At 68.1% G+C, this 23176-nt stretch carries 22 protein-coding genes; 9 read left to right on the forward strand and 13 right to left on the reverse strand.

Translation table 11 applies throughout. The annotated features are described in order from the left end of the window. Nucleotides 1-40 precede the first annotated feature (40 nt). Entirely contained in the window at nt 41-2383 is a 2343-nt protein-coding gene (lon, locus tag ACSUZC_RS20805; protein WP_439030350.1) for an endopeptidase La, read from the reverse strand. A 195-nt stretch (nt 2384-2578) separates the two neighbouring features. Continuing rightward, nucleotides 2579-2761, reverse strand: coding sequence for a hypothetical protein (locus tag ACSUZC_RS20810; RefSeq protein ID WP_439030351.1), 183 nt, complete (start codon nt 2759-2761; stop codon nt 2579-2581). A 196-nt stretch (nt 2762-2957) separates the two neighbouring features. Here ACSUZC_RS20810 and ACSUZC_RS20815 point away from each other — a divergent pair, with 196 nt between their 5' ends. After that, nucleotides 2958-3380: a DoxX family protein gene (locus ACSUZC_RS20815; RefSeq protein ID WP_439030352.1), complete on the forward strand. Its 423-nt coding sequence runs from the start codon at nt 2958-2960 to the stop codon at nt 3378-3380. A gap of 29 nt (nt 3381-3409) precedes the next feature. On the opposite strand, the gene ACSUZC_RS20820 is transcribed toward ACSUZC_RS20815, so the two are convergent. The 3 genes from ACSUZC_RS20820 to ACSUZC_RS20830 all read right to left on the reverse strand — a co-directional run bounded on the left by ACSUZC_RS20820 (nt 3410) and on the right by ACSUZC_RS20830 (nt 6175). After that, nucleotides 3410-4897 carry an MFS transporter gene (locus tag ACSUZC_RS20820; RefSeq protein WP_439030353.1) on the reverse strand — a complete coding sequence of 496 codons (1488 nt, stop codon included), beginning with the start codon at nt 4895-4897 and terminating at the stop codon, nt 3410-3412. Nucleotides 4898-4953: 56 nt separating this feature from the next. Next, nucleotides 4954-5511: an alpha/beta fold hydrolase gene (locus ACSUZC_RS20825; protein WP_439030354.1), complete on the reverse strand. Its 558-nt coding sequence runs from the start codon at nt 5509-5511 to the stop codon at nt 4954-4956. A gap of 70 nt (nt 5512-5581) precedes the next feature. Further along, entirely contained in the window at nt 5582-6175 is a 594-nt protein-coding gene (locus tag ACSUZC_RS20830) for a TetR/AcrR family transcriptional regulator (protein WP_439030355.1), read from the reverse strand. A 114-nt stretch (nt 6176-6289) separates the two neighbouring features. On the opposite strand from ACSUZC_RS20830, the gene ACSUZC_RS20835 reads away from it, so the two are divergent. After that, on the forward strand, nt 6290-7195 hold the full coding sequence (locus tag ACSUZC_RS20835; protein WP_439030356.1) for an alpha/beta hydrolase family protein: 906 nt from the start codon (nt 6290-6292) through the stop codon (nt 7193-7195). 29 nt (nt 7196-7224) lie between these two features. Here ACSUZC_RS20835 and ACSUZC_RS20840 read toward each other — a convergent pair whose 3' ends face one another. Then, nucleotides 7225-7626: an SRPBCC family protein gene (locus ACSUZC_RS20840; RefSeq protein ID WP_439030357.1), complete on the reverse strand. Its 402-nt coding sequence runs from the start codon at nt 7624-7626 to the stop codon at nt 7225-7227. Between the two features lie 137 nt (nt 7627-7763). After that, nucleotides 7764-8489, reverse strand: a complete 726-nt coding sequence (locus tag ACSUZC_RS20845; RefSeq protein ID WP_439030358.1) for a GAF and ANTAR domain-containing protein — start codon at nt 8487-8489, stop codon at nt 7764-7766. 175 nt (nt 8490-8664) lie between these two features. Here ACSUZC_RS20845 and ACSUZC_RS20850 point away from each other — a divergent pair, with 175 nt between their 5' ends. After that, nucleotides 8665-9384, forward strand: coding sequence for a cutinase family protein (locus ACSUZC_RS20850; RefSeq protein WP_439030359.1), 720 nt, complete (start codon nt 8665-8667; stop codon nt 9382-9384). Between the two features lie 161 nt (nt 9385-9545). On the opposite strand, the gene ACSUZC_RS20855 is transcribed toward ACSUZC_RS20850, so the two are convergent. Continuing rightward, nucleotides 9546-10937: a cytochrome P450 gene (locus tag ACSUZC_RS20855; protein ID WP_439030360.1), complete on the reverse strand. Its 1392-nt coding sequence runs from the start codon at nt 10935-10937 to the stop codon at nt 9546-9548. Between the two features lie 210 nt (nt 10938-11147). Here ACSUZC_RS20855 and ACSUZC_RS20860 point away from each other — a divergent pair, with 210 nt between their 5' ends. After that, nucleotides 11148-11285 (forward strand): hypothetical protein, encoded by a 138-nt coding sequence (locus tag ACSUZC_RS20860; protein WP_439030361.1) that lies wholly within the window; start codon nt 11148-11150, stop codon nt 11283-11285. Here the strand turns inward: ACSUZC_RS20860 and ACSUZC_RS20865 are convergent. Further along, the gene (locus ACSUZC_RS20865) at nt 11282-11926 is read right to left on the reverse strand and encodes a TetR/AcrR family transcriptional regulator (RefSeq protein WP_439030362.1); all 645 of its coding nucleotides are present in this window, start codon (nt 11924-11926) and stop codon (nt 11282-11284) included. The two genes, ACSUZC_RS20860 and ACSUZC_RS20865, sit on opposite strands and share 4 nt — an antisense overlap. 230 nt (nt 11927-12156) lie before the next feature. On the opposite strand from ACSUZC_RS20865, the gene ACSUZC_RS20870 reads away from it, so the two are divergent. The 3 genes from ACSUZC_RS20870 to ACSUZC_RS20880 all read left to right on the forward strand — a co-directional run bounded on the left by ACSUZC_RS20870 (nt 12157) and on the right by ACSUZC_RS20880 (nt 15493). Further along, on the forward strand, nt 12157-13200 hold the full coding sequence (locus ACSUZC_RS20870; protein ID WP_439030363.1) for an alpha/beta fold hydrolase: 1044 nt from the start codon (nt 12157-12159) through the stop codon (nt 13198-13200). Between the two features lie 64 nt (nt 13201-13264). Then, nucleotides 13265-14380: a Rieske 2Fe-2S domain-containing protein gene (locus tag ACSUZC_RS20875; protein WP_439030364.1), complete on the forward strand. Its 1116-nt coding sequence runs from the start codon at nt 13265-13267 to the stop codon at nt 14378-14380. Between the two features lie 27 nt (nt 14381-14407). After that, on the forward strand, nt 14408-15493 hold the full coding sequence (locus tag ACSUZC_RS20880; RefSeq protein WP_439030365.1) for an NAD(P)H-dependent amine dehydrogenase family protein: 1086 nt from the start codon (nt 14408-14410) through the stop codon (nt 15491-15493). Between the two features lie 18 nt (nt 15494-15511). On the opposite strand, the gene ACSUZC_RS20885 is transcribed toward ACSUZC_RS20880, so the two are convergent. From ACSUZC_RS20885 to ACSUZC_RS20895, 3 genes are all read right to left on the reverse strand, one after another. Then, a complete protein-coding gene (locus ACSUZC_RS20885) occupies nt 15512-16459 on the reverse strand; it encodes an oxidoreductase (RefSeq protein ID WP_439030366.1) in 948 nt (315 codons plus the stop codon). A gap of 151 nt (nt 16460-16610) precedes the next feature. Beyond that, entirely contained in the window at nt 16611-17969 is a 1359-nt protein-coding gene (locus ACSUZC_RS20890) for a styrene monooxygenase/indole monooxygenase family protein (protein WP_439030367.1), read from the reverse strand. 141 nt (nt 17970-18110) lie between these two features. Next, the gene (locus ACSUZC_RS20895) at nt 18111-18668 is read right to left on the reverse strand and encodes a dihydrofolate reductase family protein (protein ID WP_439030368.1); all 558 of its coding nucleotides are present in this window, start codon (nt 18666-18668) and stop codon (nt 18111-18113) included. Nucleotides 18669-18799: 131 nt separating this feature from the next. On the opposite strand from ACSUZC_RS20895, the gene ACSUZC_RS20900 reads away from it, so the two are divergent. Beyond that, nucleotides 18800-20986, forward strand: a complete 2187-nt coding sequence (locus tag ACSUZC_RS20900; protein WP_439030369.1) for an acyltransferase family protein — start codon at nt 18800-18802, stop codon at nt 20984-20986. Nucleotides 20987-20992: 6 nt separating this feature from the next. Here ACSUZC_RS20900 and ACSUZC_RS20905 read toward each other — a convergent pair whose 3' ends face one another. Beyond that, entirely contained in the window at nt 20993-21508 is a 516-nt protein-coding gene (locus ACSUZC_RS20905; protein WP_439033190.1) for a SanA/YdcF family protein, read from the reverse strand. Nucleotides 21509-21720: 212 nt separating this feature from the next. Between ACSUZC_RS20905 and ACSUZC_RS20910 the strand changes: the two genes are divergently transcribed. After that, nucleotides 21721-23094 carry a WS/DGAT/MGAT family O-acyltransferase gene (locus tag ACSUZC_RS20910; RefSeq protein WP_439030370.1) on the forward strand — a complete coding sequence of 458 codons (1374 nt, stop codon included), beginning with the start codon at nt 21721-21723 and terminating at the stop codon, nt 23092-23094. The last annotated feature ends 82 nt before the right edge of the window (nt 23095-23176 follow it).

Raw genomic sequence — 23176 nt, forward strand, 5'->3', positions numbered from 1 at the left:
GTCCACGCACCCGCCGGGGTGTGGCGTCGTCGAGGCGAGATCAGGCTGCGGTCACCTTCGCATCGGCGGCGGCTTCCAGTGCCTGCGCGACGATCTCGGCGATATCGGTCATCGGCCGCACGTCGAGGGCGTCGAGCACCTCGGCCGGCACGTCGTCGAGGTCGGGCTCATTGCGCTGCGGGATGAAGACGGTCTTCAATCCGTTGCGTTGTGCGGCAAGCAGTTTCTGCTTGACCCCACCGATCGGCAGGACGCGCCCGTTGAGCGTGACCTCGCCGGTCATCCCGACATCGCTGCGCACCTGACGACCCGTCGCCATCGATACCAGCGCGGTGACCATGGTGACGCCGGCGCTCGGACCGTCCTTGGGCACCGCTCCGGCCGGAACGTGCACGTGGATGGTCTTGTCGAGCGCCTTCGGGTCGACGCCGAGTTGCTCGGCATGCGCCCGCACGTACGACAGTGCGATCTGTGCCGACTCCTTCATCACGTCGCCGAGCTGCCCGGTCAGCTTCAGACCCGGCTCGCCGTCGGTGGCGTTGACCTCGATGAAGAGGACATCGCCGCCCATTCCCGTGACCGCGAGACCCGTTGCGACACCGGGGACCGCCGTCCGTTCCGCCGCCTCCGGCGTGAACCGCGGCCGACCGAGGTAGTCGCGCAGGTCCGGCTCGTCGATGGTGACCGGAGCTGTCGCCTTGTCCCCCTCCCCCGATTCGACCGCGAGGTTGGTCGCGGCCTTGCGCAACGCCTTCGCGAGCAGCCGTTCGAACTGCCGCACACCGGGTTCGCGGGTGTAGTTGGCCGCGATCTCCCGCAACGCCGCATCGGTGACGGTCACCTCGTCGGCGGTCAGCGCCGCACGCTCGGCCTGCCGGGGTAGCAGGTAGTCGCGGGCGATGGCGACCTTGTCGTCCTCGGTGTAGCCGTCGAGCGTGACCAGCTCCATCCGGTCGAGCAGCGCCGACGGGATGTTCTCGATGACGTTGGCCGTCGCGAGGAACAACACGTCGGACAGGTCGAGATCGAGATCGAGGTAGTGATCGCGGAAGGTGTGGTTCTGCGCGGGGTCGAGGACCTCCAGCAGAGCCGCCGCCGGGTCGCCCCGGTAGTCCGACCCCACCTTGTCGATCTCGTCCAGCAGCACAACGGGATTCATCGACCCCGCCTCGCCGATGGCACGCACGATCCGGCCGGGCAGCGCGCCGACGTAGGTACGGCGGTGACCGCGGATCTCCGACTCGTCGCGCACACCGCCGAGGGCGACGCGCACGAACTTGCGTCCGAGCGCCCGGGCGACGCTCTCGCCGAGCGAGGTCTTGCCGACGCCGGGAGGGCCGGCGAGCACCATCACGGCGCCCGACCCGCGTCCACCGACGACCTGGAGGCCGCGTTCGGCGCGGCGGGCACGCACCGCCAGGTATTCGACGATGCGGTCCTTCACGTCATCGAGACCGTGGTGATCGGCGTCGAGGATCTCGCGCGCGCCCTTCACGTCGGTGGAGTCCTCGGTACGTGTGTTCCACGGCAGCTCGAGGACGGTGTCGAGCCAGGTGCGAATCCATCCGGTCTCCGGCGACTGGTCGCTGGCGCGTTCGAGCTTGCCCACCTCGCGGAGCGCTGCTTCACGCACCTTCTCCGGCAGGTCCGCCTCTTCCACGCGGCCGCGGTAGTCGTCGGCGCCCTCGGGTTCGTCCTCACCGAGCTCCTTGCGAATGGCGGCGAGTTGCTGTCGCAGCAGGAATTCCTTCTGCTGCTTGTCCATACCCGCGCGGACGTCCTCGGCGATCTTCTCGGTCACCTCGGACTCGGCGAGGTGGTCGCCGGTCCACTCGATGAGCAGGCGCAACCGCGCAGCGGTCACCGGGGTCTCGAGCAGCTCCCGCTTCTGTTCGTCGGTCAGCCACGAGGCATAGCCCGACGTGTCGGCGAGATCGGACGGGTCACTCATCTTGTTCACGGCGTCGATGAGCTGCCAGGCCTCCCGGCGCTGCAGCATGGCCAGGACGAGCTTCTTGTACTCGGCCGCCAGGTCGCGGTCTGCGTCGGTGATGTCGGCGGACTCGGCCTCGGTCACCTCGACCCAGAGCGCTGCTCCGTGGCCAGGTGTTCCGGTACCGATCTGCGCACGCTGCTCACCCTTGACGACGGCGGCGAGGCCGCCACCCGGGATACGCCCGACCTGCACGATCGACGCGATGACACCGTAGGTGGGATACCGGTCGTCCAAACGCGGCGCCACCAGCAGTTTCCCGGACTCACTCGCCCGGGCGGCGTCGATGGTGGCCTGCGCGGCATCGTCGAGCGGGATGGGCACGACCATGCCGGGCAGCACGACGACGTCAGGAACGAAGAGAACCGGCAGTGAATATGTCTGTGACATGAAACCTCCAGAGTTAAGTCTGACCGACTCAACCCAGATGGCAGGAATCTTGTTCCCGAGCGATTTATGCCAGGAGCGAACGGGGTGGCCACACCCCGGGTAACCGCCGCACCCTCACCACCGTTGGACACACCCACACCCGAATCCGGGGCGGATGTGTCCAACGGGGGTGGGTCTGCTCGACAGGCCGCGAACTCAGGTGAGGTCGACGGCAGCGCGGGTGGCGACCACGACGATCTGCGCGACCACCAGCACCGCGACGGCGACGAGGAACGCCGCCGTGGTGACCACGACACCGGCCGCACCTCGCAGCGCGTCGGACACCGACTGCAGCCACGAGGCGGAAAGATGGTGTGACGGTGAGGTGTCGAGTGTCATGGGCTGTCCTCTTCGTACAACGAGCGGCCCCGTCCTAGTGGCCGCAGTCACAACACTCAATCACAAGTAAGTACTTCTGTGCCAGAAATCGACGCCAAGACTCAGGCCGACGCGAACTCCGCGGCGTCGACCGTCCGAAACCCCGCCCGCCACGAAGTGCGGTACAACCGAACCGACGCCCACACGAGGAGCCTGCATGTCAGTCCTGACCCCCACCACCACTCGTCAGCCGCTGGGCTTCGCCATCGCCCGCATCGCGCTCGGAACCGTACTCGCGGTCGCCGGGGTAGGTCATCTGACCGCCCAGCGGCAGGAGTTCCAGGCGCAGGTGCCCGACTGGGTGCCGTTCAGCAAGGACTTCGTGGTGCTGGCCTCGGGTGGAGTCGAGATCGCGCTCGGCGCAGCCCTCATCGCCCTCCCCCGGCATCGCAAGGTGGTGTCGTGGATCGTGGCCGCCTTCTTCGTCGCCATCTTCCCCGGCAACATCAACCAGTACGTCGAGCACATCGACGCGTTCGGTCTGGACACCGATCAGAAGCGGCTCACGCGACTGTTCTTCCAGCCGCTGCTCGTCATCTGGGCCATCGCAGCCGGCACCGGTGAGCGCCGCGATTCATAGCTCGACGCCGCGGTGACCGCGGTTTGGAGCTAAGGATTCGCGGCGCGTTCCCGGCGGGTGGCCGCGTCCTGGCACGCGGCGTCCACGCCCGCCCGCACCTGCGGCTGCACGTCGGTGCTCGACCGGATGGTGCACGCCGCCACCAGTCCGCCGACCGCACAGCACGCGGCGCACAGATACATCGCGGTCTGGAATCCGCTGCCCAGCGGGTCGCCGGGTCCGGCGTCGATCCCGGCCACCGCGGGCAGCACCGCCACCGCGAGCAGACCGGCCAGTCGCGCGACCGCGTTGTTGACGCCCGACGCGGTTCCGGCGAGCTCGTCGTCGACCGCGGCCAGCGCTGCCGCGGTCAATGGCGCAACGGTGACGGTCATGCCGAGCCCGAACAAGAGCACTCCGGGCAGCACCGCGTCGAGGTAGCCCGCTCCGGGTCCGACGCGCGACATCAGCGCGAATCCCCCCGCCGCGATCAGCGGACCGACGGTCATGGGCAGCCGCGGACCCGTGCGCTGCGCGAGCTTTCCCACCAGCGGCGACCCGAACAACATGATGAACGTGCTCGGGAACATCGCCGCGCCCGCCTCGAACGCCGAGTATCCCAGGCTCTGCTGCAACTGCAGGGCGAGCAGGAACAGCGCACCGCCGAGCGCCGCATAGACGAGCAAGGTGGTGAGGTTGGCGCCGGTGAACTGTGACGAACGGAAGAGGCGGAGCGGCAGCAGCGGCGAACGCACCCTCGACTCCAGGACGACGAACCCGGCGAGGGACGCGAGCCCGGCCAGCCCGGCGACCACCGGCACCAGCGTCCAACCGCTCGACGGACCCTCGATCAAGGCGTAGATCACCCCCGCGAGCCCAGCGGTCATGGCCACCGCACCCGCGACATCGAGCGACCCGTCCGCCGGCGCACCCCGCGAGTCGGGAACATGACGCAGTGCGATCCACAGCGCGCCCAGTGCCAGCGGCACGCTCAGCAGAAATGTCCAGCGCCACGACGCGGCGTCGACCAGCCACCCGCCGACGAACGGCCCGAGAGCGGTGGTCGCACCGGACATCCCGGCCCACAGTCCGACGGCGGCACCTCGATCGGAAGGCCGGATCTCGGCATTGATCAGCGCGAGGCTTCCCGGCACCACGGCCGCAGCCGCGACCCCCTGGACGATCCGGGCGACCACCAGCAGCTCGACAGTCGGCGCGAGGCCGCACGCGACCGTCGCCACCGCGAACACACCGAGTCCCCCGACGAAGATCAACCGCCGTCCGTACCGGTCACCCGCCACACCGCCCAGCAGCAGCAACGCGCTCAGCGTCAGCAGATAACCGTCGAGGACCCACTGCTGTCCACGCAGACCGGTGTCGAGGTCGCGCGCGATCGCGGGCAGCGCGACGTTGACGACCGTGCCGTCGATGAACGCCACACCCGAACCGAGGACCGCGGCGACGATCAGCCACCTGCCGGCAGGCGACGCGGCCGGGACGCCATATGCCTCGATGTCGGCCGACCACTGCTCGCTCATCGGTTCTCGTCCATGTGGGCCTTTCCGGGCTTGCACCTTTTGCCGACCTGTTGTCCCTACCCAGGGTCGGTGGCTCGTCGCCCGCGCGCAACCACTTCGGCGGCGATGACATCGGCGAGCCCATCGAATTGGTGGCCACCCACCGGGTGACGCTGCAGCGTCGCCGACGGGAGGAGCCGCGCGTTCAGGTCCAGGTGCTCGACGGGCACCACCGCGTCGTCGACGCAGTGGTGGAGGGCGACCCCCTTCGAGGCTCCTCGCACCTCAGGGAGCGGGTGGTCGGCGAGGACGTATTGGGGAACATCCCAACCGTCCGGTCCCCAGTTCGGCATCGCAAGCAGCACCACGTGTTCGGGGACCGCGGAATCGGCCTCGGCGAGGACGTGCAACAGCACCGTCGCTCCGAACGAGTGCGCGACGACGGCGTCGGCGGTGTCCAGCCCCGCGAGACACTCCCGGATCGGGCGCGCCCACGCCTCGATCGACATGTCGTCGTCGGAGAACTCCGGCATATCCAGCGTCGCGCCGAGTGCCGCGGACAGCGCCTCGGCGAGCGGGCCGTCGTCGACGTAACCGCCCGCGCCGTGGATGAAGAACAGTCGACGCTCTGTCATGGGATCCCCTCGAAGTCGCGTTCCGTCACAGTCGCTTCTCCTCAGGACTGACTTCGACGCGTGCCCGTTCTCATCGCCCCGCGTTCTCGAGTCCGGCCGACGCTGCGCCGGAACCGACCAGCAGCAGATCGACCATCGCCCGCGCGTCGGAGTCGGTGTACCCGGGGCCGACGATGCACAGGTTCCCGATCGCCCGCAGGAACGTCAGCGCGCAGATGTCCTCGTTGACCTGCCCCGCCGCCTGCGCGGGCTCGAGCAGTGAGGCGAATGCCGGCACGAGGGTGTCGAAGATGAGCGCGTGCAGATCGGTCAGGCTCGGATCGTCGGAGCTGAGGGCGTCGCTCAATCCGTGTTTGGTGACCAGGAAGTCAGTGAATGCCGACGTCCACCGGCACAGCGCTGCGCGCGGCGGGATGCGTTCGGCGAGAAGCTGTTCCGCCAGCGCTGCGCACTCGTCGACCTGGTGCCGGTACACGGCGGTGACCAGTTCGGCACGCGTCGGGAAGTGTCGGTACACGGTGCCGACCCCGACGCCGGCCCGCGCGGCGATGTCGCGCACCGGGGCTTGCACGCCCGCTTCTACGAATGCCGCAGCCGCCGCATCGAGAAGCGCACGGCGGCTGCGCTCGGCCTGCGCCTGACGTGCGTTTTTACGTTCGGTCACCTTCCACCCCTTGCTCGCGGAACATTGTTCCGCTAACTTGGCGGAACATCGTTCCGTTCAGGTTATCGCGCTTGCCGTCCCTCCATCCGAAACCCTCCATCCGAAAGAAGTACCGTGTCCATCGAATTGCTCGCCCGCCAGATCGTCGCCGTCAAGCCCATCGTCGTCCACACCTCGGACCGGCCGTTGCCTCTGACGGTGAAGGTCACCGCCCCACGCACCGGTGATCGCCTCCCGGTCATCGTGTTCTCCCATGGCAACGCCTGGTCGATGGACGGTTACGAGCCACTCGTCGATCATTGGGCTGCTTCGGGTTTCGTCGTCGTACAACCAACACACCTCGACTCCCGGCGGCACGGGATCGGGTTCGACGACCCGAGCTTCGCGACCATCTGGCGCGCGCGGATCGACGACGCCCACGCCGTGATCGACCACCTCCACGAGATTCTGGGCGCGGCCGGTGGAGACCTACGCTCCCGCGTCGACATCGATCGGCTGGCCGCGGTCGGCCACTCGTGGGGCGGCCAGACCGTCGGCGCTCTCCTCGGGGCGCGTGTGATCGGGCCCGACGGGGTCGTCGGCGCGGATCTCGCACATCGAGCTGTGCGAGCGGGTGCACTGCTCGCGACGGCCGGGACCGGGGACAGCCTGAGCGAGTATGCGCGCGAACACCTGCCGTTCATGCGCCCCGACTTCTCGACGATGACGACCCCGACACTGGTCGTCGCCGGCGGCAAGGACGACTCGCCGCTGTCGACTCGCGGTCCGGAATGGCTGACCGATGCGTTCCACCTCAGCCCAGGGGCGACGGACCTGCTGTGGATTCCGGACGGGGAACACACTCTCGGCGGCATCGCAGGCGAGGCGGTACGCGAGACCACCGACGAGAACCCAGCCCGGGTCGCCCTGGTCGCCGGCGCCGTCTCCGCGTATCTGCTCGAGGCCCTCGGCATCAGTTCGGCAGAGTGGGAGGCGTTGCGGCAGAAGTACTCTGAGGACTTCACCCTGCAGCACAAGTGACACCGGCAACCCGCTCGGCCGGGTCGCCGTTATCGAGGACTGCCCGTCTCCAGCAATGACTTGAGACGAGTGAGATCCTCCTCGACCGTTCGGGCGTCACGCTCGAACTCGTCGTCGGACATCGCCAGCTGCCGGATCGTGAACACGACTTCCGCACCGTCGGGGTGCGCAAGCACCCGCAGTGGATTGAGCACCGTGTCCCCGTTCGGGAGGATCACCTCGTGGTCGACGACGCCGAAGTCGTTACGCGCGACGAACCGAACTCTCACCGTGCCCATCGGCGATTCGACGAGTAGCTCGCCTCCCCGTCGCGTGACCTCCGAGGTCGCCAGCCCCGCGGCCCAGCGCGGCAGGTTGTCGGGTTCGGCCGCGAAGTCGTAGACGTTCCCGGGTTCGGTATTGATGACCACACTCACGTGCCGGCTGCGCATGAGCCCAACCTAGTGGCGGCCGGGCGCTGCCCAGCGCACAGTCGACGAAAAACGGCGCCCGGTCGACGAAAAACGGTGCACGGTCGACGAAAAGGGGCGCCCGGTCGACGGAGGGTGCCCGGCGCGGGAGCGCCGGTTCAGGACCGTGACCCGTTCCCCGACTCGACGGGTTCGGCCAGTTCCTTCTCGACGAGCTGTTCGGCGACCTTGGCCAGGGGCGTGTTCGTGTCCTGCGACAAGCGCTTGAGAAGGGCGAAGGCCGCGACCGCGTCGATCCGGAAGCGGTACATGATCATGCCCTTGGCCTGCCCGATGACGTCCCGGCTCGCCAGGGCGCTGCGGAAGTGCTGCTGCTGACGGGCCGCGCGCAGGGCGAGCGCCGCGTGCGTCGCGAACAACAGACCGATCTCCTGCGACTCCTCGTCGAATGCGTCGGTGTGATCGGCGAAGACGTTGAGTGCGCCCATCGTTCCCTGATCGGTGAACAACTTGAACGACAGGCTCGCTCGTACCGGGGTCTCGTCGATGACGCGCGCCGAGAACCGCGGGAAGCGCGGGTCGGACCGGATGTCGTTCATCAGCACGATGTGGTGGTCCCAGGCCGCCTGTAGGCACGGACCCTCGCCCGTCTCCTTCTGGATCTGGTCCACCTCGTTCATCACGGGACCGGTGGGCGCGAGGGTGTCGAAGTTCTTCTTCTGGTCGACCAGGAGGACACCGGCGTGCTGCGCACCGGGAACGTACTCGACAGCGCCCTCGGTGATCGACGACAGGACCTCGCCGGTCGAATCTTGGGTGGACTCCGGTACCGCGTGCATCTGCCGTACCAACTCGGCGATCTTGAAATGAACGTCTGAGTCCACCGGCACTCACCTTTACTTCGATACCGCCGGTCCAGCCCGGCGAGTCACGTGATCGTACAAAACCTAGCGTCTGCTCATCAGGGTCCTTCGTCGCAGAACGCCCGCCGGATGGCCCTCGACTCCCTCGATCTTTGTGATGATGAACTTCTTACTCTTGTCGGATGTGATCTCTACCATGGGGCGAGTGATCAAACGGTTGAGCGTCTCCGTCCTCTGTCTGGTGTCTGCGATCACGGGGGCGGTGGTCACCGGGACTCCGGCGGCACAAGCCGCACCGTGCTCCGATGTCGAGGTGGTGTTCGCCCGCGGCACGGTCGAGACGGCACCTCCGATGGGACTCACCGGAATCTCCTTCGTCGAGGCCGTCCGCTCCCAACTCCCCGGCAAGTCCGTGGCGTCGTACGCGGTGCCCTACCCGGCCAGCGACCAGTTCAACAACCGGATGAAGTTCGCACGGACCGTCGCCGACGGTGTCCGGTCGACACAGAGCCGCATCAAGTACCTGGCCAAGAACTGCCCGGGAACCAAGGTCGTCCTCGGCGGATACTCCCAAGGCGCGGTCGTGGCGGGTTACGCCGTGCACGCCGGACTCGACCTGCCTGCGCGCTACGCCGCGTACGACCGGTTCGTGCCCCCGCCCCTCCCGGCCGACCTCGCTCGCAACGTGTCGGCGATCGTGCTCTACGGCGCGCCGTCGGACCGCTTCATCGACGACATCGGTGCGCCCCCGATCAAGGTGGCGGCCCCGTACCGGAGCAGGACGATCCGCTATTGCATCGCGGGTGACACCATCTGCGACGGCGCACCGGTCGGCGGCCCCAACGCCCTACACGTGCTGTACTCGGTCAACGGAATGACGCTCGAGGGCGCCCGCTACGCCGCGCGGCGCGTCTAGTACGCGCCGACCAGGCGCAACCGGATCAGAAGTCCGGCGCGGGCACGACCTTCGCGAAGGTGCACGCGCCGGACTTCTCCGCTTCGTAGACCAGTGCGAGTTCGGCGTGCTCGAAGCTGCGGAACCACTCGTCCCGGCTGATGTCCCGCCAGCCGCGTGTGTCAATCCTCGGCGCGAGGGGTCAGGCCGACACGGAGGTCGAAGTGGTCGAGCGCGTGCGGCATGTCGACGCTGCCCGCGCGCACCCGCGGCGCCAGCACGTTGTCGTCGAGGTCGAAAGTCCGACAGATCGTGGCCAGCACCGCCGTGCCGAACATCAGCACGAGGTTGCGTCCCGGACACACGCCGGGCCCGTCGCTGAACGGGACCACGCCCGCGAGATCGCGCGCACGGCCGTCCGTCCAGATCTCGGGCGTGAACCGTTGGGCGAAGTCCATCGCGTCGTCGTCGCGTTGGAAGAATTCACCGATCACCACCGTCGTCGCGCCGGCAGGCACGACGCCACCCGCCCACTCGACATCCCGTGTCGCTTCCCGGAGGATGGCGAGCGTCGTCGGCCACAGCCGCAGCGACTCGAGCATCGTCGCGCGCAGGGTCGGCAGCGCACGCACCTCGGTGATGGTCGCGGCCGCGACCTCCGCCCGCGCCCGTGCCGCCGAGTCGGGGTGAGCTGCCAGCAGCGCCAGCGCCCGGTGGATCGCGACCGCCACGGCGTCGAAGGCGAACAGCCAGTGCGGGATCTGCCCGATCGGGTCGAGGGAACCCGGCTTGTCGACCGCATCCCGCACGATGGCGGCCAGCGAGTCCCGGGGCGCCGCCGTCGACAGATGATCCAACCGGCGGCGGAAGTTGTCATATGTCGTGGACCGGCGCGGGTGCGCGTATGCCCAGTTGGCGTCGCGCCGCAGCACCGTCAACACGTCGGTCAGCTCCTCGTCGTCCCTGGCCGAGTCGCCGAACACGAAGCGGCGCACCATGTGCCAATGGGCGACCGCGTACGAATCCCAGGAGAGGCCGTCGGCGGCATTGTTCGCGAAGAGTTCGGCCACCTCGGACTCGATGATCGCCGCGCACCGCCGATGCAGCGAGTGCACGTCCTGAGTCGACTCCAGCGCCAGCTCGTTCAGCTCACGGCGCGCCACCCGATGCCGATCGTCGGAGATCAACACTCCGGTCGGCTGGAACCGTGACAACGCGGCGACCTTCTCCTTCGACGCCGGGGTGAACGGGTCCGGAGTGCCCGTCAGGGTGGCGGTGACCGCGGGCGGGCGCAATGCCACGACCATCGGGCGCGGGAAAGTCAGCCGCAGGGCGTCGGCGTCGTATTTCGAGCGCATGTCGTTCAGAATCCGGGCCGCCCGTCCGTGTGTGTCGAGTCGTCCACCCAGGCGGACCGTCGACTTCCGGCGCGCCACAACACCTTCGGCGACCACCGGGGCGAGCACACCCCCCAGGATGCGGGCTGTGTCACGGACGCCGGCTCGCGCCAGCGACGGCGGAGCGGACCGGGTGTCGTTCTGATCGTGCATGGGTTCTCGCGATTTCCGTGCCATCGCCGACGGCACTCCTTCCGGGGACGTCACGCCCGTGCGCGCAGGGCGTCGACCGCCACCGGTCTACCCGGCCCCCAGACCGCTCAAACGGGGGTTTGGTCGGTCGGACACGAGGGAACGCGGTCGAGGTGTCGGACCCACCCCGATCGGACCCACCCCGATCGAACCCACCCCGATCGAACCCACAGCGACACGAGCAAGGAGCTCCGCATGTCCACCAACGAATCCGCCGCACCCACCGATCCCGACGACCAGCACGACCCCGACGGCGACCCGGAGATGGTGACCTCGAACGCCTCCCAACCCGATCAGGCCGAAGGCGAGGACGACCCGGACGAGACCGGTTAAGCCGCCAGGAGCGCGACGATCGCGCGCGCCAGACCGCGCCGCGCCAGTTGCTGGTCCTGGAAACTGCCGAGCTGCTTCTCCGACACGAGTCCACGCATCGCACCGGGCAGGAAGGCGGCGACCTCGCGAACGCGCTCGGGGTCGACGTCGAGGTCGGCAAAGGCTCGCTGACACGAGTCGATCCACGACGGACCCCACGAGGCGAACTCGTCCGCGGTCTTCGGGAACGTGCGACGGAGTTCGTCGGGGTCGCGCGGCAGGGCTGCCCGCAACGTCTCGATCGCCCGTGACTCCGGCGAGGTGAGTCCCTCGTACATCAGGTCGACGATCGCCTCCACCCGCTGTTTCAGTGGCGCCTCGGGTTTCACACTCACCGGGAGGTCCCCGCGATGTTCGGCGGTGCGGTGCAGCACCGCGGCCCACAGACCGTCGATGTCGCCGAACTGGTACTTGATGGCCCCCCACGTGGCCCCGATGTCCTTGGCGATCCGGTTGCCAGATACCGAAGCCGGGTCGCCGGACGAAAGAGACACGAGTGCCGCGTCGAGCATCGCGTCACGCGTGGCCTGCCCACGACGGTTCGCGCGGCGGCCGCCCGCGGCCGCTCCGTCATCGGCGGCGCGCCGGTCCGCGGGAGGCATGATCGCCGATGGTAGTCAAGGTCGTCGCCGTTCCGCTGACCGGCGAGAGGTTTTGGCCGGGCGCCCCTCGGTTATCCACCCGAGCAAGTGATGACCACCGCGGACGGGGCGGCGCGGCAAACCGATACATGTCGCACATCGTGCCCCGAAAGTTGTGAAACAAACGCTGGTAGTTTGTATCATTAAGCTTCTGCTGTGACTCGTGTCACGGACGGATCGAGGGAGACGACATGACCGGACCCGGTGGCGTGAGCGCTGCTCGACACGCACTTTCCGGTCTGCGGCCGGCCGAGGCGCGTCGCCGGCTCCGACGGCGCGTCTATGTCGATGCCCTGTTCAATTCGCGCGAGCCCGACCGTGTCTCCTGGGCGGTCACCGACGACGGCGCGCGGCTGCGGGTGCACCACCATGGTCCGTCGGGAGCTCCCGTCCTGGTATTGGTCCATGGCTGGTGTTGTTGCATCGAGTACTGGAACCCGCAGATCAACGCACTGTCCGAGCGCTATCACGTCATCGCCTACGACCAGCGCGGACACGGCGAGAGCACCTGGGGCAAACGCAAGTTCGACACCGATGTGCTCGCCGACGACCTGTACGCCGTCGTATCGCAAACGGTGCCGGCCGCTGACAAAGCCGTGTTCGTCGGTCACAGCATGGGCGGCATCACCCTGCAGGCGTGGGCGCATCGCCATCGCGCACAAGCGGAAGCGCGGGCCGCCGCCATGGTCCTCGCCAACACCACGTGGGGCGGGATCGCCACCGAGAGTCGCGTGCTGCCCTTGCTCAACGGTCCGATCAAGGCCCCACTGTGGCTCGCGCAGATGGCATTGTCGCTACCGGTCCCCCTCCCCGGAGACCGGTTCACGCGGAGCCTCATCCGGCACCGCATTCTCAACGGCCGCTCGGCGACCATCGATCATGCCGCGTTCCTCCTCGCGATGACACGGTCGTGCACACCGTCGTCACGCGCGAAGACCGCGGTCGCCCTCGTCCAGCTGGCCTTGGGGCCGGTCGGCGTCGAGGCGATCTCGGTACCCACCACCGTGATCGGCGGTCGCCACGATCTCCTTCTGCCGCACGCGATGACGCAGCGGATCGCGCACTCACTCTCGGTACGGGGTCACCTCGACAGCCTCGTGGTCCTCGACACCGGACACGCGTCGAACATCGAGGCCGTCGAGGACTTCAACGCGGAGATCCATCGGGTCATGCAGGAGGCATCCCTCGCGACCGACTCCGAGGCCGTGCCCGAACTGGCCGAAACCGCCAGCTGACCTGCCGGTTCATTTTTCATAGAACCCTCTTGTATTCCTGCGCCGGGGGACCTACCGTTGCGTCATGGCGAGAACGCCGCTGTCGATGACCCCCACCGGGTGGTTCCAGGTCGCATGGAGCTCGGAGATCCCGGTCGGTGTGGTGCACACCATGAAGTACTTCGGTCGGGAGATGGTGGCCTGGCGGTCCCGGTCCGGGCATCTGTCCGTCTTCGACGCCTATTGCGAGCACCTGGGTGCGCACCTGGGCCACGGCGGGCACGTCGAGGGCGAGAACCTGGTCTGCCCGTTCCACGGTTGGGAGTGGAACCGCGAGGGCCGCAACGTGTGCATCCCCTACGAGAAGCACCCCAACAAGGGTCGCCGGATTCGTAGCTATCCGGTCGTCGAACGCAATGAAGCGGTGTGGATCTGGCACGACGTGGACGGTCGGCCACCCCACTTCGAGGTCCCGGACATCTTCGCCGATTTCGACGACGACCGAAGTGCTGCCGACTATTACCCACCGGTGCCCGCCGCCACCCTGTTCCGGCCGGGGCTCGAGATCCATCCGCAATACATCATGGAGAACGGCGTCGACTTCGCCCACTTCATCTTCGTGCACAAGACTCCGTTCATGCCGGAATTCACCCGGCACGATTTCGGGGGCCCGGTCTCGCACGTCGACTTCACGATCGCCTTCGACGAGGGCGCGACACTCGAAAGCGCCACCAGCGGAGTCGAATCCATCAATGCCGGGCTCGGCTGCTCGGTGACCAAGAGCTGGGGCATGGTCGACAACCGCACGATGCCCGCGGTCACCCCGGTCGACGAACACACCTCCGACGTCCGGTTCACCGTGTGGATCGGCCGCAAACCCGGCGAGGAGAGCGGTGAGATCACCCGCTACGGCACGACGATGGCCGACCTCGTGATCGAGCAGTTCGCGGCCGACATCGACATCTGGGCGCACCAGCGCTACAGCGACCCGCCGGCCCTGTCACGCAAGGAATTCGAGGGCTTCACCGCACTGCGCAAGTGGGCCCGCCAGTTCTATCCCGACGGCGGCCCGGCGGAGTCGGATCCGACCCGTCCCGAGACAGGTGCCATCGACCTTCCGTCGCGCGAGGGGTCCGGTGACGAGTACGTCCGCATCCGCCGCTCCGAACTCGACGCGCTGCGCGCCGCCGCCCGATCCTGACACCGCAACCCTCCGAGAGGATCTCGCATGACCACCACCGACCGAATCCGGGTCTTCCAGGTCGCCACCGGCAATCTGGGCACCGAGATGATCGGCCGTATCCAGTCACATCCCGACCTCGAACTCGTCGGCCTGCACTGTTATACGCCCGACAAGATCGGACGCGACGCCGGTGAGATCGTCGGCCTCGATCCGATCGGGGTGACCGCCACCGGCACCGTCGACGAGATCATCGCCGCGCATCCGGACGTGCTCACGTTCCACGGCGTGTTCCCCGACGAGGACCTCTACGTCGCGGTGCTCGAAGCCGGCATCAACGTCGTGACCACCGCCGACTGGATCACCGGATTCCACCGCGACACCAACCATCCACATCCGTCGGGAAGCAAGGTCAGCGAGATCATCGCGGCGGCCTGCGAGAAGGGCGGCGCCACCTTCTACGGCACCGGAATGAATCCGGGTCTCGCACAGATCCTGGGCATCGTGCACACCGCCGACGTCGCCGAAATCGAGAACGTCACCGTCATCGAGTCGGTCGACGTCTCGTGCCACCATTCCGTCGATACGTGGAAGGCCGTGGGATACGGCCTGCCCGTGGATGATCCGAGCATCCCGGATTCGCTGTACAAGTACACCGCGGTCTTCGCGGATTCGGTGTACCTGATGGCCGATGCCTTCGATCTCGAACTCGACGAGGTGGCGTTCTCCTATGTCCTCGGCGCGTGCACCAAGGATGTCGACCTCGGCTGGTACCAGTTGCCGGAGGGCTCCCTCGGCGGCAGCTACATCAAGTACCAGGGCATGGTCGACGGTGTGGCCCGCGTCGAATCCCACCTCGAATGGCAGATGACTCCGCATACCGATCCGTCGTGGAACATCCAGGCCTGCTACATCACCCAGGTCACCGGCGACCCGAACATCTACTCCAAGCACATGATCTTCCCGCGCAAGGGTTTCGACCTCACCAAGCCGGAGAACTTCGCATCGATCGGGATGACCGTCACCGGCCTGCCCGCCCTCAACTCGATCCGATCGGTCGTCGCGGCGGCACCGGGCATCGTGACGAGCGCGGACCTACCGCTGCGGTCGTTCGCGGGGCGGTTCGCGATCTGACGAGGGTTGCTGCGCGCCTCAGGGAGCAGGAGACGGCCCGAGATCGATGGCCACACCGGTGAGTTCGGCTCCGACGTCCCACAGGCGTGCGGCGACGTCGGCGTCCTTGGCCTTCGCGGCCGGTTCCACCAGCACCGGTGGACCGACGAGTCCGAGACTGCCCACCGGACCGTAGTACTCGCCGCCCTGCGCCTTCGGGTCGGCGGCCGCGCGGAGGACCGGCAGGGCACCGTCGGGCGGGTCCATGATGAACAGGTCGGTGAGCCAGCGCAGCGACGGCGCGTGATAGGCCCACTGGAGGAACCTGCTCTGTTCACGCATCACCCCGGTCCGGGTCCCGCCGGGGTGGCAGGCCAGCGAGATCGCCGACACGTCAGCACTTCTCATCCGACGATCCAGTTCGAGCGCGAACAGCATCTGGGCGAGCTTCGAGCGCGAGTAGGCGCCTGCGGTGCTGAACGTGCGCTCCATCGGCAGGTCGTCGAAATCGATGGTGCCGGCGCGGTGGACATGACTGCCGACGGTGACCACCCGCGCCGCATCCGCGGCCAGCAGGCGGTCGATCAGCAGTCCGGTCAGCGCGTAGTGACCCAGATAGTTTGTGCCGAAGTCCATCTCGAAACCGTCGGACGTCAGTTCGCGACGCGCCCGCATGACCCCGGCGTTGTTCACCAGCACGTCGACCCGGGTATGGCGCCGGCCGATCTCGCCGGCGGCAGCACGGACCGAATCCAGGCTCGCGAGGTCGAGGTCGACGGTCTCCAGCTCGGCGCCGGGAACCTTCCCCGCGATGTAGTCGTAGGCCTCGGCCGCGTTCTGCGGATTGCGGCACGCCAGCACGACACGGGCTCCCAGCGTCGCCAGACCGAGCGCGATCTCGCGTCCGATCCCCGAGTTCGCGCCGGTCACCACGGCGACCCGTCCGGTCTGCGGAGGCGCATCGGCCAACGTCCACCCCGACTTCACATCTGCCCCCTCCGGCGCCGACTCGAACGACGATGTCGTTCGTATCACACCACGGGAGTCGTCTCCCATGGGGCGTCTGGTTCGAGTGCGCCGAACGACCACGCACCTCGCCGTCCGGCGCGGGCGGCGAGGTGCGTCGTTCGGGAGGCTGTCAGGCGCTCACGGCCTCCGGGGTGGCGGCGCTGAATTGACCGGCCGGCGCGAAGCGGGCGAGGACCTGATCGTGTGGTTCACCGGCCACCGCAGAGATGAAGCCCTCGACGTCCTCACGGGTCCGCAGGCCGAGCAGCGGATTCGGCTCGGAGAGCAGTCCGAACAGTGCCGAGGCGATGGGGGGACTGACGGCGGCCGCCGGAAACGACAACTCCAGGTGCGTCGCGTAGTCGGGGTCCCCGAGATAGAGCCGGGTGACCTCGACGGCGGCTCGTCCGCGTCGCTCCCAGTGCTTCTCGAACTCCGCCGACAGCCACTCGGCGGTGAATTCGCCTTCGTGGTCCCGCGCTGCCTTGACGAGTTCGGCGACCTGGAACAGGGTGTTGGCGGCGCCCTGCCCCGCGACCGGGTCCACGGCGATGGCGGTGTCGCCGATGGCCGCGACCGGATGTCCACCCGCGGTGGAGGCGACGGCCTGCCGCACGGTCGGGGTGACCGCGCCCTTGAGCCACGACACCGGATCGGACTCGATGACCTGGAGCCGATCGATGACGGGTGCGTCCTCCGGGAAGTACTCGGCGAAGATGCCCGAGATCGTCTGGCGGGCGGACACGGCGTCGTGGACGTCGTCGATGCGGGCGGCCCACGCCCCGTCCGGCTTGGCGAAGACGATGAACGACCACGTCGGTCCGGCGTCCTTGTGCAGGAACGGCCCGACGAAGATCTCACCGTTCTGCGCGTCGAGGTTGAACAGCGAGTGGTCGCCGCCCGCGCTGCTGCGGTAGGCGAAGGACTCGGGACCGTGGTCGACACCGGTCAGGGTGACCTGCAGCAGACGACGCTGGGGTTCCCGGTAGTGCGAGCGCGACTCGTCGACGGGGAAGAGCGTCGACAGTCCGCCCTTGCCGGTCGCGACGAGGGTGATGTCGGCGTCGGCGGCGATCGTGTCGAGACGGTCGAGACCGACCTGCCCCACCTCGAATCGGCCACCGCGGTCCAGGAATCGGGCCAGACGGTCGTCGGCCCGCAGGCGGAGGTCGACGGCTTGGGCGACGTAACCGTAGTCCGGGTTGAACTCGAGGACCGCGGCGCGCTCGTCGCCGCTGCCCGAGTACAGACGAGCGCTGATCCCGGTGGTGTTGCCGACCTCGTACAGGTCGTCGATGATCTCCGCGTCCCATTCGCGAGGCTTTCCGAACAGGACGCCGACCCCGGTCGGCGGCACCTTGTCTCGTAGTGACTCCCGGTCCCGGTCGCTGTAGAGGGTTACGTCGAAACCCGCGTCGAGAAAGCCGAGAGCGGCGCTGGTCCCGGCCAGCCCGGCTCCGATGATCGCGACCGATCGTCGTGCTCTCATATGGAATCTCCCCTGAAGTCGGCGTGAATTGGCTGATCGACAGGGTGCCGGGGGGATCGATGTGGCTGAAGGGTTAGACGCAGCGCGAACGAATGAGGGGCGAACGAACGACTCGCCGGCGACGGGACGTTCCCGTGTCGGTCACGTCTGGTCGCGCACCCGGCGGTACCGCTCGTAGAGTACCTGGCCGAAGGTGCGCGTCTCGGCGAGTTCGAGCGGGATGGATCGCGTCACCGGCGGGAAGAACGGCGTCCCGCCACCGACGACGATCGGGTAACGGAAGATCCGGAACTCGTCGACGAAGCCGGACTCGATGGCCTGCCCGGCCAGATCCGCACCGCCGATCTCCACGTCGGAGTCCGTCGAGTCCAGGATCGCCGCGAGCTCCTCGGTCAGCGGGCGCTGCGCCAGCCGGGCATTGCCCTCGACCGACGTCAGGGTGCGGCTGAACACCACCTTGGGCAGCGCCGACCAGAGGTCGGCGAAGGCGGCGTCGGCCTCGGTCTCGCGCATGCGTGGGTCGGTCTCCCACACCAGCATCGTCTCGTAGAGTCGACGCCCGCACACGAAGGCGCCGAGGTCGGCCACCCGTTCGGTGTGAAAGGCGAACAGTCCGTCGTCGGGGACGGTCCAGGTGAAGTCGCCGTCGCGGTCGGCGATGAAGCCGTCGACCGACACGCCCATCGACAAGAGCAGCATGCGTTGGATCGTACGACGCGGTCGGCCCGGTGAGGCGGCGTTCGGGCTTCCCTGAGAGTCCGCTGCGAGGTGCGGCGACATCCCGCTCGTGCCGGCCAACGCTCAGGTGCGGGCAAGTACCATCGCCCTCTGTGCGTACGCCCCTGACCGACGCGACCCCCGTCGCGACACCCAACGAGGACGCCGCGACCGGCAACACGTCGGGTTACCGGCTCGACCTCGACGGTCTGCGAGGTGTCGCGATCGCGCTGGTCGCGGTGTTCCACGTCTGGTTCGGCCGCGTGTCCGGCGGCGTCGACGTCTTCCTGACGCTGTCGGGCTACTTCTTCGTCGCGTCATTGCTCAAGCACGTGCTGGCCACACAGCCGACGACGTCGACGTGGCGTGCGGCGATCAATCCGTGGCCGCGGTTCTGGCGGCTCGTGCGTCGGCTCCTGCCCGCCTTGCTGCTGGTGCTGGCGGTGACCGCCGCCCTGATCGCGCTGATCATGCCGACGACGCGGTGGGGACCGCTCGGAGCCGAGTTGCAGGCCAGTGCCCTGTACTACCAGAACTGGCACCTGGCGTTCGAGTCGCAGGACTACGCCGCCGCCGATTCCGCCAACAGCCCGATGCAGCACCTGTGGTCGATGTCGATGCAGGGGCAGTTCTTCGTCCTCACACTGCTGTGTGCCCTCGCGCTCGGCGGTGTTCTGCGCTCACTCGGACGACGCTTCGCCTTCTTCGCCGATCCCAAGGTGGTGCGTGGCGTCGTCGGTATCGGCCTGGGAGTCGTCGCACTCGGCTCGTTTGCATGGGCCAACTACCGCCACGGGATCAACCAGCCCTTCACCTACTACGACACCGTCGCCCGACTGTGGGAGCCGCTCGCGGGCGGGCTCCTCGCGGTGTGGATGCCGCGCATCCCGTTGTCCCGGTGGATGCGTGACCTGCTCGGCATCGTTGCCCTGGGCCTGATCATCACGTGCGGTTGGTGGATCGCCGGCGTCCAGGAATACCCGGCCGCGTGGGCGCTCGTCCCGGTCGGCGCGACGCTCGTGCTGATCTGGGTCGGCTCGTCGCAGACGGCGCCCGCCGATGGGACAACCGGTCAGGCGTCCATCCGGTCCGGTGTCAGCCGCGGCCTCGCACACCCGCGCCTGGTGTGGCTCGGTTCGATCGCCTACGCGCTGTACCTGTGGCACTGGCCGTTGCTCATCTTCTATCTGGCGTGGCGGTATCAGGACGACGTCTCCTGGCTCGAGGGCACGGCGATCCTGGCCGTTTCGGTGCTGCTGGCCTGGCTGACGACCAGATTCGTCGAAGCACCGTTGCGATCCGGTTCGCCCGAGCGCGCGCGGACCGATTCCGGCCGGCCGCGCCTGTCGGACACACGCGGGTACCGCCGCGCGCTGCTCGCCGTCCTGATCGTCATCAGCGTCGCCGCCGGCGCGGCTGCCGTCACCTGGCAGCGGGACGCCGCCAACGCCACTCTCGACACCGAGAACCTCGACCCGCGCCTGTACCCGGGGGCACGGGCCTTCCTCGACGGGGCACCCGTGCCGAAGGTCGTGGCCGAGCCGAGCCCCGAGGTCGTCGACATGGACTGGCCCATCACGTCCTACGACTCGATCATCAGCGGCTGGAAGGACCCGTCCATCAAGGTCGGGTATTACGGCGACGTCAACGCCCCCCGCACCATCGCCCTCGTCGGCGGCTCGCATGCCGAGCAGTGGATCACCGCGCTCAACGACATCGGCAAGCGCCACCACTTCCGGGTCACCACCTATCTCAAGGTGGGGTGCGCCCTCACCACCGAACACGTCTTCACGTGGTTCGGCCAGAAGTACTACCAATGCAACGACTGGTCGCGACGCGTGATGGAGCGCCTCGCCGTCGACAAGCCCGACGTGGTGTTCACCAACAGCACGCGCCCCGTCGAGTCGGGCGACGGCGATTACGTCCCCAAGGACTACGAGGAGATCTTCGCCCAGTTCCGCGACCGCGGGCAGCGGGTCGTCGCGGTGCGCGACAACCCTTGGGCCACCGGACAACTCAAGCCACCAGAGTGTCTTGCCAGCGGGCGCAAACCCTCGGTGTGCGGAGTCCCCCGCGATCAGGCGATGGCGCCGGCAGATCCCGCGGCACCGCTCGCCGGCCAGTTCCCGAACATGTCCTTCCTCGACTACACCGACGCGATGTGCGACGACGACTACTGCCCGGCCGTCGTCGGGAACATCCTCGTGTGGCACGACTTCCATCACCTGTCGGCCACGTTCGTCCGCAGCCTGATCCCCGCCGTCGAGGCCGACCTCCAGCGCACCCTCGGCTGGTGGTGAGACCCCTCACCTCACCGCGGTGAGGACCGCCCGCGGGCCCGCGAAGACCGTCTCGCGGACGTGGTTGCGCACCACAGTCCAGACCGGACAGTCACATTCGGCGACGACACCGCGTGCGTCGACCCCCTCGGCCCGGCACAGAGCGATCGCCCGGCGCAGATGGAAGCCCTGGGTCACGACGATCACCTCGCGCACGCCGAACACCTGCCGCGCCCGCCGGCAACTCGCCGCGGTATCGAGGCCGGCCGGGTCGTCGACGATCGACGCCGCGTTCACCCCGTGCGCCTCGAGATATCGGCGCATCACCGCGGGCTCGTTCCCGGCATCAGCAGAGCCGTTGCCGGAGTTGATGATCCGCGCCACCTGACCGGTCCGGTACAACGCGAGGGCGGTATCGAGCCGCCCCCGCACATAGTCACCGGGAGTGCCGTCGTCGTAGACCAGCGATCCCAGCACGAGAAGCGTCGGCCGCGACGGCGGGTCGCCGGCGTCGTCGATCCTGCCCGCCGACGAGAAGTACATCCACGTCGCGGCCACGGTGATCCAGAGCTCGACGAGCACGATCACCGCAGCCCCGACGAGACGAGCCCCTGACCTCACGCCTCCAACCTAGATCGAGCGGTCGGCGAACATGGCCATTCCACCCCGGGGGCGGCGGCCACGCCGTGATACTTGTGGGACTCGGTCGCGCTCCCCTCCTGCGCATCCGTCCGTCTGGGAAAGTGATGGTGCGAATGCCGTACATGCCGGTCACCTCGTCGATGTTCCTGCTGGCCGAGACACGCGAGCAACCCATGCACGTCGGCGGACTCCAACTGTTCATCCCGCGCGAGGGCCAGTCGTCCAGCGAGCTCGCCGAAGAGATCATCGAGGCGTTCTGCGGCTGCACCGACGTGCATCCCCTTTTCCGCAAGCGCCCGGCCACGCCGGTCACCCTGCTGGGCAACGTGGCCTGGTCCTACGACGACGACATCGACTTCGACTACCACGTACGACGCACCGTCCTGCCCCGCCCGGGCCGCGTCCGCGAGTTGTTGCGCTATGTCTCTCTCAACCACGGGTCACTGATGGACCGGTTCCGCCCGATGTGGGAGATCCACGTCATCGAGGGCCTCGACGACGGTCGGGTGGCGCTCTACACCAAGGTCCATCACTCGCTGGTCGACGGGGTCTCGGCACTCCGCCTGCTTCATCGCGCGCTGTCCGACGACCCCGACGACCGGTCGGGCACGGCGCCCTGGGATCCCGCGCTGGCGGAGCGTCGGCCGCCACGCCCCGCGCCGAGTCTGCGCGACCGGGTGTCGGGACTCGCCAACGTTGCGGGTCAGATCGCAGGCATGGGTCCGGCCGCGGCGAAGGTGGCGGTCTCCGGTCTGCGTGATCCGGAATTCGTGGCGCCGCTGGGACGCGCGCCGCGGACCATCCTCGACGTCGCGATCGGCAGCGCCCGTCGCTTCGCGTCGCAGCAGTGGGAACTCGAGCGCCTCCGAGCGGTGGCCGATGCCCGCAACATCACCCTCAACGACGTCATCGTCGCGATGTGCTCGGGCGCCCTGCGGTCCTACCTGATCGAACACGACGCGCTCCCGGACGCTCCGCTCATCGCGGCAGTACCGGTGTCGATGCACACCGACGGCGACGACGAGGGCAACGCGGTGACCGCCATCCTGGTCAGCCTCGCGACCGACGAACCCGATCCCGAACGCCGCCTCGACAAGCTCGTGGACTCGGCCCGCCACAGCAAGTCGGTGGTCCGCGGACTGCGCCCGCTGCAAGCGCTCGCACTCGGGGCGGCCAACTTCGCGCCGCTGGCGTTCGCCACCGTCCCCGGCTTCGTGCAGTACGTCCCGCCGCAGTTCAACATCATCATCAGCAACGTGCCGGGGCCGTCGAAGCACCTCTACTGGAACGGCGCCCGACTCGACGGTGTGTATCCCGTCTCCATCCCGACGCAGGGCCTGGCCCTCAACATCACCGTGACCAGCACCGCCGAGCACATCAACTTCGGGTTGATCGGCGCTCGCGCCCAGCTTCCGAGCCTGCAACGCCTGCTCACGCACCTCGACACGGCCCTGGAGGAACTCGAGAAGGTCGCGCGCACCCGGTGACACCGGCGTCCGCCCGTGACCCGGACGTGGCGTCGCCCACCCTGACTCGACAGTAAGTTACTGGTGAGTATCATCGGTGGTG

The sequence above is a fragment of the Gordonia terrae genome (genome assembly GCF_051789125.1).
Classification (GTDB): domain Bacteria; phylum Actinomycetota; class Actinomycetes; order Mycobacteriales; family Mycobacteriaceae; genus Gordonia; species Gordonia terrae_A.